The sequence below is a fragment of the Bacillus sp. BS1807G30 genome (assembly GCF_040047675.1).
Taxonomy (GTDB): domain Bacteria; phylum Bacillota; class Bacilli; order Bacillales; family Bacillaceae; genus Bacillus; species Bacillus altitudinis.
This window is the reverse complement of the sequence record NZ_CP157353.1, coordinates 718,003-732,115: the sequence shown is the minus strand read 5'-3', so window position 1 is coordinate 732,115 and position 14,113 is coordinate 718,003. Positions and strand designations below refer to the sequence as shown.

Below are 14,113 nucleotides of genomic sequence, written 5' to 3'. Positions count from 1 at the left end.
ACCCTAAAATAAACATGTAAATCATGACATGTTTGAAACAACATCATTTTAATTGAAAGAAGGAATAAACATGGATCAATTCGTTGGACTTCATATGATTTATACGTATGAAAATGGCTGGGAATATGAGATTTACATTAAAAACGATCACACCATCGATTACCGCATTCATAGCGGAATGGTTGGAGGCCGCTGGGTTCGTGATCAAGAAGTGAATATTGTGAAACTGACAAAAGGGGTATACAAAGTTTCCTGGACGGAACCGACTGGGACAGACGTGTCTTTGAACTTTATGCCTGAGGAGAAACGCATGCATGGCGTCATTTTCTTCCCAAAATGGGTGCATGAACGTCCAGATATCACCGTTTGCTATCAAAATGACTATATCGACCTCATGAAAGAATCCCGTGAAAAATATGAAACCTATCCGAAGTATGTCGTACCAGAATTCGCAGACATTACGTACATCCACCATGCTGGGGTAAACGATGAAACGATTATCGCAGAAGCACCGTATGAAGGCATGACCGATGAGATCAGAGCTGGACGAAAATAGAAAAAGCGGCACGCACTGTGCCGCTTCTAGATGGTTGACAAAGGGCTAAAAAGTTACTTCATTTTAGCCCTTTTTATTTCATACCTAACGTCTTTTGAGATAACAAGAATCGGTAAACTGGTAGTTCATCGCCTACTTTCGATGCAATAAAACCTGACGACATATAGCTGTCTTTTGATTCTGGTTCAAGGGCAAGCGATAGCAAATTGGTCTCTGGCTGCGCAGTCACATATACCTTTGTTCCTTTTGGCAGCTGACGTTTCTTTTCAACCAGTCTCGTTTCAAGCTGAATATCTGTTTTGCTTGTTTCCACTCGTTTTGTCACCTCATAGGCTTGAACTGGCACTTTCATGCCAACAGGCAGTGTCACACTTTTTAATCCTAAAGTTCTGAGCTTTCTATCTACCCCTTCATGCCCTGGGAGAATGAGATAAGCTGTCGGCCGTTCTCTTGTTAAGACAGGAACCGCATCACTTGCACTATGAAAACGTACCGGGACATTAGTGGTTTGTCCTTTCTCAATATCCACCATTTCAAGTGAATCGTTCACAGGCGCCTTGAAAGCATCTTGAATGACTACTTGATCATCATCATTTGGTTGAAGACCTTTTTTCACAAGTTTCAGCCGCTCCGTCACCATTTGCTGCTTCACCTGCTTGGCATGCTTCGCTGTTGTCTCAATGATTTTTTCATGAGTGGTGACTTGTGCTGCCACGCGCCGGGTAAAGTCCTCTCTGCCAATTCCAATCCCCCTACTTTCTACAAGAAAGGATAAAGCTGGTGAAAGCGCTAGGGCATTTCGGCCAATTCGTGCATCGGTTCCGCCTTCATAAAGATCGATTTTTCCGTCCTTCCCTCTTGTGTTTGTATAATATAAATCGTTGGAAAATCCCTTATTCGTCAATGTTTCACGCACTCCGTTGACGTACAATTCATTTGACGTGAAACGAATACTTTCAGGAATGTTCAAATTCTTACCGGATAATATCAGCAAATCGTGATACTTGAGTGCACCTGATGCACCGATGTCTTCAAACTGCTTTTGACCAACATCATATTCATGGGCATCGATGACGACCTCGGGCGCAAAGCGATTAAATTCTTGATGAAGGGCTGTCAGCTCTGGAGATTCTAGTGTCATGTGGTCACGGTTGCCATCCATTCCGTTTGCAAGCCTGCGGTCAAATGCATAAGAACCATCTGGATTGATTCTTGGAACAATGATGACGTTGACATGGCTCAGTATACGCTCTCCTTCATCACCTGCTAGTCGTTTGGCGATGACAAGGGCAGATTCACCGGAGGCTGGTTCATTTCCGTGTATTTGTGCTTGAAGCCAGATCGTTGGCTTTTTTGACAGTGGAGAGATGTGACGATCCTTTGTAAAATAGAGGGCTGGAATGGACCTTCCTTCAATGGATGTTCCAATCTGTTTCTGCGTGGCGTAAGGACTTTTACTGACAATGTCACGTAAAAAATCTTGAAGCTCTTCTTGTGTGGTAAATGCTTCTCCTTTTTTCTGAAAGGCAGGGGTATCAAACGTTTCGTCAGGCTCAGGATACAGTTTTTGAACCGAGGCTGGCTGCTCATAGCTTTTTCCATAATAAGGGGTCTCTGCATTCGCTGAAGCTGGTGTCACCATCGACAAACTTCCTGCCATGAGGCATACAGCAGCAAAAAGAATGGTACTTTTCTGTTTGGACATGCTATCCTCTCCCTTCGTTGATTTGCATTATAAAGAAAAAAACAGCAAAAGTGTCAGCATTTTTCAAAAATATATCTTTTGGAGGAATCATGCATGTCTTTATATAGGGCAAATGAATGGATGTTGCCCTGCAATAGGACCTAAAAAAGAGCGCCTGCATGAGCAGCAGACACTCTTCTCATTACCAGATCGAAATGGCCCCAATTAGAACCGCCATAACTGTCATGGCGACGACTGCAAGAACCGCCCATTTCATGCCAAATTTCTGATGCTGATCTAGTGATACCCCAACGAGTCCAACAAGTAAATGAGTCGATGGAACAAGTGGGCTTAACATATGAATCGGCTGACCAATGATAGATGCTCTCGCAATCTCAATTTTATCGACACCGTATGCTGCCGCTGTTTCTGATAGGATCGGCAGTACCCCATAAAAGTATGCATCATTCGGCATAAAGAAAGTGAAGATCCCGCTTGTTAGCGCGACAATGACTGGAATAAACCCGCCAAGCTGCTCTGGAATAGCCGAAACAATTGAAATCGCCATTTCATCAACCATTTTCGTCCCAGTTAAGATGCCTGTAAAAACACCTGCCGCAAAAATCATCGAAGCAATCGCCAAAACATTTGTGGAATGAGCCGCAATCCGCTCACGCTGCTGTTCTAAATTCGGATAGTTCACGATAATGGCGACACAGAAGGCAAGAACAAACAGAACCGTTAAGCTTACTTTTCCAGACACAAGCAAGAGAACCAATAGCAAAGTCAGTGTCAGATTAAACCACCAAAGTTTCGGTCGCTTAATATCATCTTGCAGTGCTGCTGCCATTTCATTTGCATGAATCGGCTGTTCTAGCTCAATGACACCAAGACGTTTTCTTTCGGCTTTTCCAAGAAAATAGGAGACTACAATCATACTGAGAACCCCTGCGCCAATGACTGGAATCATCGGGCCAAATAAAAGTGATGGATCAACGCCAAGTGCACTTGCCGCTCTAGGTGTTGCCCCTCCCCATGGTATCGTATTCATAATCCCCATGCCGACTCCGGCAATACCCGCTAAAATAATCGGACGAATGCCAAGCAGTGTAAATAGTGGAAGCATGGCTGTTGTTGTAATCATGTACGTTGTGGTTCCATCACCGTCAAGTGCGACAAGCATCGTCAGGACGGCTGTTCCGACAACAATTTTTAATGGATCGCCTTTGACGATCTTTAAAATTTTCGCCACCATTGGATCGAATAAACCTGCATCAATCATAATTCCGAAGTACAAAATGGCAAACATGATCATGACCGCCGTTGGTGCAACTTGCTGTACACCTTTGACAATCATGTCTGAAATTTCTGTAAAATGAAAACCTGCAATAAGAGCAAATGCAATCGGTGTTAATACCAATGCCGTTAAAACAGACATACGTTTCGTCATAATTAAAACCATAAATACAATCATCATAAGAAATCCTAAGATCGCTAACATTTCGTTCACCCCTTATGTTGTATACGCTTTCATTAAATGTTGGTATCCCATTTCCAACCCTTTCTGTCATGATATCTGACGCCTGAATTGAAGTAAATATTATGAATTTTAATTCTTTTTTGGTCGATAAATGCTTTTTGTTCATTTTGTGCAATCGTTGTTGTTTGTTGGTTCCATGAAAAAAAGCGGTCTCATTTGACCGCTTGTTCTCCTTGTATAAATTGCTCATATCGCCTTAATTGATCTTCCATAAAGACCTTTGCTTCTTTACTATTCATATAACGGCCTGTCCAGCCTTTTTGTTTTAACTGCTTTTTCCATGACTTCGTTTGCGTCATTTTTTGAAGAAGCTGATCCCATGCTCGAATGTCGTGCTGATTCATTTGCTTTGGTCCCATCACACCACGCCAATGAGAGAAGATAAGCGGAATCCCTTGTTCTTTCCAAGTGGGCACGTCTTTGAATCCTTCTAAGCGCTGATTCGTTGTGGTTGCGACGAGCTTCAACCTTTTCTTTTCATAATCATGGCGAACCTCTGTAATGGTTGTAGTCGCCGCATCTACCTCATGGTCAATGAGTGCTTGAAATAAATCATCTGCACTATCAAATTTTAAAAACTGAATGCGGTATGGATCTATCCCTGCCATTTCGGCAGCCCGTGCGAATGAGATTTGATCATCATTTCCAAAGTCCGGGGCAAACCCAATTTTTAAGGAATCCGGTTTCTTTTTTAATGCGTGTAATAGCTCCTTTCCATTTGAGAAAGGAGAATCAACTGGCACTGCGACTACCTGCCACTCTTCCGCAAGAATAGCGAGCGGGGTAACATCATTCATGGTCACGTTACTGCTACCCAGCAAATTACGGCTTAATAATAAGCTTGAATTTAAACTAATATAATTGGCATCTCGCTCCATCATATAGGTCCAGCCTTTATCAACCGTTCCGCCTCTTTGATAAAGAATATGCACAGGCTCTTCCACTAGCTTTTCTTGTTCTAGCACGGTTTTCATCACTTGAGCCGTTTGGTCAAATCCGCCATCAGGTACACCTGATACCACAATATATAATGGGCTGTGCTCCAGGAAAGAATCTTTTGCTGTTTTTTCATTAAAGGTGAGCGTTGTACAAAGACAGACCAAAATGAGTAAGAGTATTCCTTTTTTCATTTTTATGACTCCGTTTGTTTTTTGGCGGGATAATATTTTCGTTCTGGTCTACCAATGATTCCATACGCCAGCTCTGCCCGGCATTCTCCCGTTGTCACAAGATACTCTACGTATCGTCTTGCTGTTGTGCGTGATGCGCCCATTTTTTCTCCGAGTTCTTCCGCTGTAATTCCGTTCATCTCTGCTGCCATGAATGTTTTCACTTTGTCCAAAGTCAGTGAATTAATGCCTGTTGGCAAGTCTCGCTCATCCTTTTGCTGCGATTCTTCCTGTATTTGACCAAAAAACAGATCAATCATCGTTTGATTGACTTCCTCTTTTGAATTGATTAACTCTCTCTTCTCTTTATATTCGGTTAAAACCTGCGTGAATTTTTGGGCGGTCACTGGTTTGATTAAATAATGAACCACTCCATAATGCAGTGCGTCTCTTAACAGCATCGTTTCCGTTGCAGCCGTGATAATGATCACATCCACTTCAGGATGGCGCTCTCTTAACAGCGGTAAAAGGTTCGTGCCGAGCTCATCAGGCATGTAGACATCAAGTAAAATGAGATCCACTTGTTCTTTTTGAAGTGCCCCCCACAGATCCTTTGCACTCTTTGCCTTGCCGGCCACTTGAAAGCCTTGTACCTTTTGTATATAAGATTCATGAATCGCAGCGATTCGAAAATCGTCCTCAGCAATGAGTACCTTGATCACAACCTATTCCCCCTTTGTGCCTTTCGGTATGTAAACAGTGAAGATGGCACCGCCTTCTATTTGGTTCGCAACTTCAATCCAGCCCCCAAGTTCATCTAGCACTTCTTTGACATTGGCAAGTCCATAACCTCGCCCTTCTCCCTTTGATGAATGTCCTCTTGTGAAAAGTTGTGAAATGGCTCCTTCATCTACACCGTCCCCTGAATCAGATACCTCTATGATAATATCAAATCCAATATCTGTGATGAACAAGCTGACTTCTCTTTTCTCCTTATTCAATACAGCCTCAAACGCATTGTCTACGAGATTGCCAATGATGGTGATAAAGTGAGATAAACTCAAATGGGCTGGGAGCGGCTCCAATGAACTATTTTCATCAATGTGAAAATGAACCTTTTTCTCAGATGCCTTTCCTAACTTCCCAAGTAAAATGGCTTGTATCTTCGGAGAGCGAATTTGCTTCATGAGTAAATCATGCTGGCGATTTTGAAGTGTATACTCTTCTTTAATTAACTCAATGGCTTCATCCACTTGTTTCAACTCAAGCAAGCCTAAAATAGCGTACAGCTTATTCGAAAATTCGTGTGTTTGTGCTCTCAAGTCTTCTGAATATTGACTGACCTCTGTCAATGTATCCAGCAGCTTTGTCAGCTCGGTTTTCTCCCTAAAGCTCACAATTCCTCCAAATACTAGATTGTCCTGCACCACTTTTTTGACATTTAGCACGAAGGTTTTATCATTGACGACTGATTCTATGTTAGGTTCAATCGTCTCTACCTTTAGATAGGAAAGAAGATTGGCATTTGGCAACACTTGATCAATATGAAGAGGCAGCGTTGAAGAGACGCGTAGCATCTGTTCAGCTGACGTATTCATCATCGTAATGGCACCTTTACGGTCAAATGCAATGATTCCCTCTTTAATCGCATGCAGCATCGCTTCTCTTTCTCGATATAATGAAGCAATTTCATGCGGTTCAAGCCCTAATATATCTTTTCGAATACTCCTTGTTAAAAAAATCGCTCCAAATACCCCAGGCAAGAGCACAAGAAGGGCAATATAACTTAATTTGAATAGTTGATGGGCTGTCGCTTGGTCGATATCTCTTTTTAAAAATTCGACGCTGACGGTCCCAATAATTTCTTCATGACTGCCAGTTTCTTTCATAATCGGAGCACTTCCTCTGACAACGGTTTCACCATCAGAATCATCCGTTGATATGGAAGTTCCTCCAAATAGCAGTGTACTTCTTCCTTCCGACACACTGATGGTTTTCCCTACATCCTCATGATTCGTATGAAAAAGAACCTTCCCTTTTTGATTGGTGATAAAAATAGCATGCGCTCTTACTTGCTCCTTCATTTGTTCAAGCACAGCCTGTTCTTCATTTTGCGAATCTCCCGTGGCCACCGATGTTTTAATGGGCGGCATATAAGATATCGTTCTAGCAGTTTGCACCGCCAGCTGTTCAGCTTGGCTCTGCCTTTCTGATGTCTGCAAAAAACCAAAACAAATGGTCAATAAGGCAATAACAACAAGTAAAAGACCAATAATTAACCCCAAAATTTTTGTTTGTAAAGTGACTTTCCTTTTGCCCATCCTCACCGCCACAACCCCTAATTCAGTAGATTCACCCGAATAGACTCTAAGAAAATCATATCATTTTTTCTCATGAAGTTAAGAGAAAATTCACATAGATAAAAAAAGGATGACTCAGTATTGAGTCATCCCTGTGTGCCTATTACGTGATGGATAAACCAGCACTTGCATAGCCTGCTACAGTATTCACTAAGGAAAGACCAGTAGCTGTTGCCGAGAATACGACAAGCAATCTTGTTTCTGGTGTGACTGGTACATTTAAACCAGTAGCGATACCGTTTGTAATAGCCCCTATCGTTAAAATACCGGTTAATGCCGGTGCCAATGTAACGCTCGCTACTTGAGTGAAGCTGTTATCTGGTGTTGGTGAAGCAAACAGACTAGCCGTCACAGTAATATTTGTGCCAACTAGAGAAAGGGCTGCTGTCGTACTAAAATAGCCCGCAAATGACGTAATGGTTCCTGCTCTCGGAACTGAGAACGCCATGTTTAACAATGTTCCTGCGGCTCCGGTTAAATCAATGATTCCACCTACGATACTGACACCAGTGGCTGAGTTACCGAATCCTACCAAGCTAGATGTCCCGACCAAACCGCCAGCGATGGTTGTTAAAGCGACAGGTAAACCTGATGCAAATGGGATAATCGCACTCGATCCTGTTGCTCCTGTGGCTCCCGTTGCACCGGTTGCGCCCGTGGCTCCTGTTCCTGTAGCCCCTGTTGCACCCGTATCTCCTGTGACTCCTGTGGCGCCTGTCACACCTGCGGCTGCCAATAACGTATAATCTGGAGACGTATCTGGTGTGCCGGTTGGTGGTGCTGTATTTACGACATAAGTTCCACCTTCATATGTCACCACTTGACCTACTGGATAGGTTGGAGCTGTTGCTGGGTCAAATGCCAAAATACCAGCTAACCCTACTCCGGTTGCTCCGGTATCTCCCGTTGCACCTGTGGCTCCGGTTACTCCAGTCGCTCCCGTATCTCCTGTTGCACCTGTGGCTCCGGTTACTCCAGTCGCTCCCGTATCTCCTGTTGCACCTGTAGCTCCGGTTACTCCGGTCGCTCCCGTGTCTCCCGTTACACCTGTGGCTCCGGTTACTCCGGTCGCTCCTGTATCTCCCGTTACACCTGTGGCTCCGGTTACTCCGGTCGCTCCCGTGTCTCCGGTAGCGCCAGTGGCTCCGGTTACTCCAGTTACTCCAGTCGCTCCCGTATCTCCAGTAGCGCCAGTGGCTCCGGTTACTCCGGTCGCTCCCGTATCTCCAGTAGCGCCAGTGGCTCCGGTTACTCCAGTCGCTCCCGTATCTCCTGTTGCACCTGTAGCTCCGGTTACTCCAGTCGCTCCCGTATCTCCCGTTGCACCCGTGGCTCCGGTTACTCCAGTCGCTCCCGTATCTCCCGTTACACCTGTGGCTCCGGTTACTCCAGTCGCTCCCGTATCTCCTGTTGCACCTGTCGCTCCGGTTACACCTGTGGCTCCGGTTACTCCGGTCGCTCCCGTATCTCCTGTCACTCCGATTGCTCCTGTCGCTCCTGTATCTCCTGTTGCACCCGTGGCTCCTGTTACTCCGGTCGCTCCCGTATCTCCTGTTGCACCCGTGGCTCCGGTCGCTCCTGTATCTCCTGTTGCACCCGTGGCTCCTGTTACTCCGGTCGCTCCCGTATCTCCTGTTGCACCCGTGGCTCCGGTTACTCCGGTCGCTCCTGTATCTCCTGTTGCTCCTGTTACTCCGGTCGCTCCCGTATCTCCCGTTGCACCTGTCGCTCCGGTGGCGCCTGTATCTCCGGTGGCTCCTGTCGCTCCGGTGGCGCCTGTATCTCCAGTAGCGCCGGTCGCTCCGGTTCCTGTTGCTCCCGTGGCACCCGTATCTCCGGTGGCTCCTGTCGCTCCGGTAGCACCTGTATCTCCTGTCGCTCCTGTGGCTCCGGTTCCTGTTGCTCCCGTGGCACCCGTATCTCCGGTGGCTCCTGTCGCTCCAGTTGCGCCGGTATCTCCTGTGGCTCCTGTCGCTCCGGTTCCTGTTGCTCCTGTGGCACCCGTATCTCCGGTGGCTCCTGTCGCTCCGGTAGCACCTGTATCTCCAGTAGCGCCGGTCGCTCCGGTTCCTGTTGCTCCCGTGGCACCCGTATCTCCGGTGGCTCCTGTCGCTCCGGTGGCGCCTGTATCTCCGGTGGCTCCTGTCGCTCCGGTTCCTGTTGCTCCCGTGGCACCCGTATCTCCTGTCGCTCCGGTGGCGCCTGTATCTCCAGTAGCGCCGGTCGCTCCGGTTCCTGTTGCTCCTGTGGCACCCGTATCTCCGGTGGCTCCTGTCGCTCCGGTAGCACCTGTATCTCCAGTAGCACCGGTGGCTCCGGTTCCTGTTGCTCCTGTGGCACCCGTATCTCCCGCAGCTGCTAACAATGTATAATCTGGAGACGTACCTGGCGTACCTGTTGGTGAAGCTGTATTCGCCACATACGTACTTCCATCAAATGTCACCACTTGACCTTCTGGATAGGTTGGGGCATCCGCTGGATCAAATGCCACGATACCGGTTAAGCCTACACCGGTGGCGCCTGTTGCGCCCGTTGCTCCTGCTGGACCCGCTGGGCCCGCTGGGCCTACTGGACCCACTGGACCTGCTGGGCCTCTCCTTCCTCTTCCCCCTGGCGGTCCTTGAATGACACACACACAAGGATCTTTTCCGCAGCATGGATTTTTTACTGGTTTCCTTGGTTTGTCTGATTTACCTTTCTTACAACTATCACATTCCCAGCCATCATCCTTATACGCATCATACCAGCTTCCTTTTTGGTAGTGGTCTGTCGAATGAGTTGGGTATATCTTTCCGCATTGTCTACATTTTCTCATAGAATCACCCCAATCCATCGTATTCATCATGATCGATAAAGGTGTATGTACAATTTTATTTTTATTAAAAAATTTGAAAGGCCTTGCACTCTACGTGCAAGGACCTCTCTCCATCGTTAAAATGTCATCGTCATTTTTAAATCTTTTCCTACCATACTATATTCAATATCCGCTGGACGGATCGCCTTTTTTAGTTTTTTCACACCTTCTCCTTCAAAAAAAGTAGGTGCATCTTTCCCTCCAATCAACAAAGGTGCCATATAGATAACAGCTTCGTTCACAAGGGATGCTTCTAAAAATGATGCACTCACACTGCCCCCTGCCTCTACAAGCACTGACATCACAGAACGCTTCTTCAACATGTGTAACACATCCTGAAGATCTGTCCGGTGTTCTCCGCTTGTGACAAATACTTGATGACCTTTTTGTATCAACTGTTGATACTTTTGATGATCATAATTTTGTGATGTACAAATCATGGTTTCTGCCCTATGATCTGTTAAGCATTTGGCATGAAGCGGTATCCTTAATGTTGAATCTAAAATGACACGAATGGGCTGATGGTTGAATGAATCCTTTACAATTAAGCCGGCATCATCTTGAATAATCGTTTCCACTCCTGTCAGCACCGCATCTGCTTCTTGACGTAAGCGCTGCACTTCTGTTCTCGCTTCTATTCCAGTGATCCATTTGCTTTCTTGATCAGCCGTGGCAATTTTCCCATCTATTGAAATAGCTGATTTTAAGATGACATAAGGAAGGTTTGTTTGCATCAAATGAAAAAAAGGAGCATTTAAACGATCTGCTTCCTGTTTACATATCCCTTGCTCCACTTCAATTCCAGCCTTTTTCAAAAAGGCAATTCCTTTACCTGCAACAACCGGATTCGGATCTTGGGTGGCAATCAGCACTTTCTTCACTCCACTTTTGATGATCGCTTCGGTGCAAGGGCCTGTTTTTCCGTGATGTGTACAAGGTTCGAGTGTCACATACATGTCAGCTCCCTTCGCCTTTTCTCCTGCCATTCGCAGTGCATGAATTTCAGCATGCGGCTCTCCAGCCTTTAGATGAGCACCTATTCCAACGATCTCACCGCTCTGAACAATCACTGCACCAACAAGCGGATTGGGTGAGGTTTGTCCTTTCATCGCCTTCGCGTTGGCAATCGCTAGTTTCATATAAAAAACATCGTCTTTCATCTCGGACTCCTTTCTTCTCTCAAGGGAAAGAACTCCTTCAGAAAATGAAGGAGTTTTATTCTCATGGGCTATATTTTCTCCATCCGTTTCTTTTCAGATCGATCATAGTAAGGCAAGGAATAAAACAGTTTATATGATGCTCGTTGTTTACAAAAACAGCATTTGCGACATTCATATTTATTAATGAGGAGCACATGCGGACAATTGAGTACAGTCAGACCTTTTTTCATATGTTCCTTGCAAACACTTATCATGAGAATCCCCCGCTTACATTCTTTTTCTTAATGAGAGATTACTTCTTTCGGAAATTGTTCAAATAAGCGCAGTACTTCTGTATGTGTACCATCTTCTCGAATATGATAAATACCACCGTCATATGAGCTTGCATACACATCATTTCCTAGTTGTCTAATGGCACTAATACCATTCTTAGCAATTCGAATCGGACCTGTATTGACATCTAGCTCTGGATTCCAGACCACAATATATCCCCAATAGTCTCCGCTCACAATATAGCCAGAGTCTGTCACAGTGATGGATTTAATGGAATATTGATGCTCGTTGTGCTGATTTAAAATTCTGCCTGTATGCAAATCAAACAATCGGACGTTTTTATCCCGGCTGACAATGGCAATACGATCTCTTTTGCTATCAATAAATACATCATTTAACAGCTCTGTCGCCCCGATATATTCTGCTGTTAAGGACAAACTCTTTTTATCGAGAAGACAGATGGTTCCTTCAACTGCCGCTGTGATGATATGATCTCCTTCTACCTTTAATGCTTTGACCGCGCAATCATGTGCTTTAGAACGGCCGATTTCCTTTAAGTGTTCTGTCGAAATGACATGCACATAACCGCCATAAGTGCCGATATAAAATTGACGATCCTCCTCATGGAAATACACACTATTGACAGGACCTGTGTTGAGATCAAAAGAGACCATTTGCTGCAATGACTCGTGTACAATATGCACCTGACTCGCATGATCGCCCCATGCATAATAGCTTCCATCCCGTGCAACAGCCACTCCATTTGTGAGAACACCTGTTGATTTTGCTATTTCGATTCCATTTTTTCTGAATTTTCCGTCATCTGATGCAGTGATAATATCACCCGCTTCAGTCAACGCAATATCATTAATAGAAGGTGTCGCCAATTCCTGCTCATCAGAAATCACTTTTCCTTCTTGAATGGACCATTCACAATACGTTTTCCCAAAGCTGGCTCCTAAAATAGCCTGCTCATCTTCTGTCCAAACAAGCGAGCGCTCCCATTGATATTTATGAGGCAGCAGCGTATCAATTAAATCACCTGTTTCATAATTCCAGAGCTTAATTAAATGGTCATATCCCGCTGTGAGCAAGTAGTTACCGCTCGGCGAAAAGTTTACACGTTTCACACCTTGTAAATGAGCTTTAATGATTTTTTTCTCCTGTAATGTAGCGGCATCATAAATGATGACCGTGCCATCGTCTCTACCAAGGGCGAATACTTCTTTTTGATTGCTGCCGCTGATGGTATCCAGCTCATAATCAAACGGGCCAATTTCACCTACAATTTCTCCTGTTTCATAGAGCCATACAAGGACATAGCCATCGTCACCAGTTGTATAAGCTTTATCCTCATGAATCCATACAGCTAATACATCCTTGCTATGTCCATGAAATTCTCTTAAAATGGCTCCCGTTTCAATATCCCAAACTAAGCATCTTCTGTCTCTGGACACTGATACAAGAAGCGTATCCTGCTTTGCAAATGCGACAGCTTCCACATCATCCGCATGACCATATAGCGTACGAATTCTTGTATGTGTGCTAGTATCATATAATTGAATGGTATAGTCTGACGATGCACTCGCTAAATACGTTCCATTTTCCGAAAGGGATAAAGAGTTGATGATATGCTCGTGACTGCCAATGAATGTTCCTTCTCCCGTGGCACGGTCCCATTTATAAATACAGCGATCATAGCCACCTGTGTAGACAATTTGGTCATGCTGAGTTGATAAAACGGATGTAATCGGTCCTCTATGCATGGTTTTACACTCCCACCTTTATATGTTGTTTTTGACGAGTAACTACACGAAAACCAGTAAATCGAAAAACAGGGTCTGGGTGTTTACCGTGTCTTCTTGCGACTCTGCATAAATCTCCGCCTCTTGCGAAGGAGCCACCTTTTAAAATGTAGTAATCACTGCCGAGTGTCTCGGTTAAATCATCTACAACCTCAATTCCGCCTTCATATATGTGATACTTGGTGTTGACCCATTCTTCGACATTGCCACCCATATCATATAGTCCAAATAGAGATCTTCCTTTTTCGTAATGACGGACAGGTGTCGTTTTTTCAATATTTGATTCGTGTGTATTACAGTAAGAGGGGTGAAACTCATCTCCCCAAGGATATTGATGTCTCGTATTGCCCCGGGCAGCATATTCCCATTCTTCCTCAGTAGGGATCGATACCTCATATCCAAGCTTCCCGCTCAGCCACTGACAAAATGAGAAAGCTTCCTCGATGTCCATGCCCCAAGCTGGATGGTCTTTTCCCCCGCCAAGCTCTAGGTTCGTCAAGCTCTCTGGATAAGGCTTTCCTGTCTCGTCACAATAGCTTTGATACCATTCATTGGTGACGACCGTATCTGAGATGAAAAATTCACTCATATACGGCTGATAAGATGGAAATTCTTTGTACAGCCATTTTTGAAATTTTTTCTCACGGCCATAGGCTGGATTCAGAAGTTTGTCCTTCCAAAATTCTGATGCCTTTTTCATATCTTCTTCATTACTTCCAATCGTCGCATAGCCGCTTGGGATTTGAATCCAATTGATATCAGGTTTCACGCT

The 14,113-nt window shown here is 44.9% G+C and carries 10 protein-coding genes; 1 reads left to right on the top strand and 9 read right to left on the bottom strand.

The features are described 5' to 3' along the window. Positions 1-70: 70 nt before the first annotated feature. On the top strand, positions 71-556 hold the full coding sequence (locus tag ABG082_RS03670) for a phenolic acid decarboxylase (protein ID WP_008341777.1): 486 nt from the start codon (positions 71-73) through the stop codon (positions 554-556). Between the two features lie 73 nt (positions 557-629). On the opposite strand, the gene ABG082_RS03665 is transcribed toward ABG082_RS03670, so the two are convergent. The 9 genes from ABG082_RS03665 to ABG082_RS03625 form a co-directional block, all read right to left on the bottom strand. Beyond that, entirely contained in the window at positions 630-2,261 is a 1,632-nt protein-coding gene (locus tag ABG082_RS03665; protein ID WP_348936554.1) for a M14 family metallocarboxypeptidase, read from the bottom strand. Positions 2,262-2,442: 181 nt separating this feature from the next. Continuing rightward, on the bottom strand, positions 2,443-3,741 hold the full coding sequence (locus ABG082_RS03660) for a citrate:proton symporter (protein WP_007496556.1): 1,299 nt from the start codon (positions 3,739-3,741) through the stop codon (positions 2,443-2,445). Between the two features lie 191 nt (positions 3,742-3,932). Further along, positions 3,933-4,910 carry a tripartite tricarboxylate transporter substrate-binding protein gene (locus ABG082_RS03655; RefSeq protein WP_017358771.1) on the bottom strand — a complete coding sequence of 326 codons (978 nt, stop codon included), beginning with the start codon at positions 4,908-4,910 and terminating at the stop codon, positions 3,933-3,935. A gap of 2 nt (positions 4,911-4,912) precedes the next feature. After that, on the bottom strand, positions 4,913-5,611 hold the full coding sequence (locus ABG082_RS03650) for a response regulator (RefSeq protein ID WP_144626173.1): 699 nt from the start codon (positions 5,609-5,611) through the stop codon (positions 4,913-4,915). A gap of 3 nt (positions 5,612-5,614) precedes the next feature. After that, positions 5,615-7,210: a sensor histidine kinase gene (locus tag ABG082_RS03645; RefSeq protein ID WP_348936553.1), complete on the bottom strand. Its 1,596-nt coding sequence runs from the start codon at positions 7,208-7,210 to the stop codon at positions 5,615-5,617. A 142-nt stretch (positions 7,211-7,352) separates the two neighbouring features. Continuing rightward, the gene (locus ABG082_RS03640; RefSeq protein ID WP_348936552.1) at positions 7,353-10,064 is read right to left on the bottom strand and encodes an exosporium glycoprotein BclB-related protein; all 2,712 of its coding nucleotides are present in this window, start codon (positions 10,062-10,064) and stop codon (positions 7,353-7,355) included. A gap of 116 nt (positions 10,065-10,180) precedes the next feature. Next, entirely contained in the window at positions 10,181-11,263 is a 1,083-nt protein-coding gene (gene ribD, locus ABG082_RS03635) for a bifunctional diaminohydroxyphosphoribosylaminopyrimidine deaminase/5-amino-6-(5-phosphoribosylamino)uracil reductase RibD (RefSeq protein WP_348936551.1), read from the bottom strand. A 281-nt stretch (positions 11,264-11,544) separates the two neighbouring features. Next, positions 11,545-13,302: a WD40 repeat domain-containing protein gene (locus ABG082_RS03630; RefSeq protein WP_035391378.1), complete on the bottom strand. Its 1,758-nt coding sequence runs from the start codon at positions 13,300-13,302 to the stop codon at positions 11,545-11,547. A 4-nt stretch (positions 13,303-13,306) separates the two neighbouring features. Further along, a complete protein-coding gene (locus ABG082_RS03625; protein WP_243825002.1) occupies positions 13,307-14,110 on the bottom strand; it encodes an SUMF1/EgtB/PvdO family nonheme iron enzyme in 804 nt (267 codons plus the stop codon). Positions 14,111-14,113 lie beyond the last annotated feature (3 nt).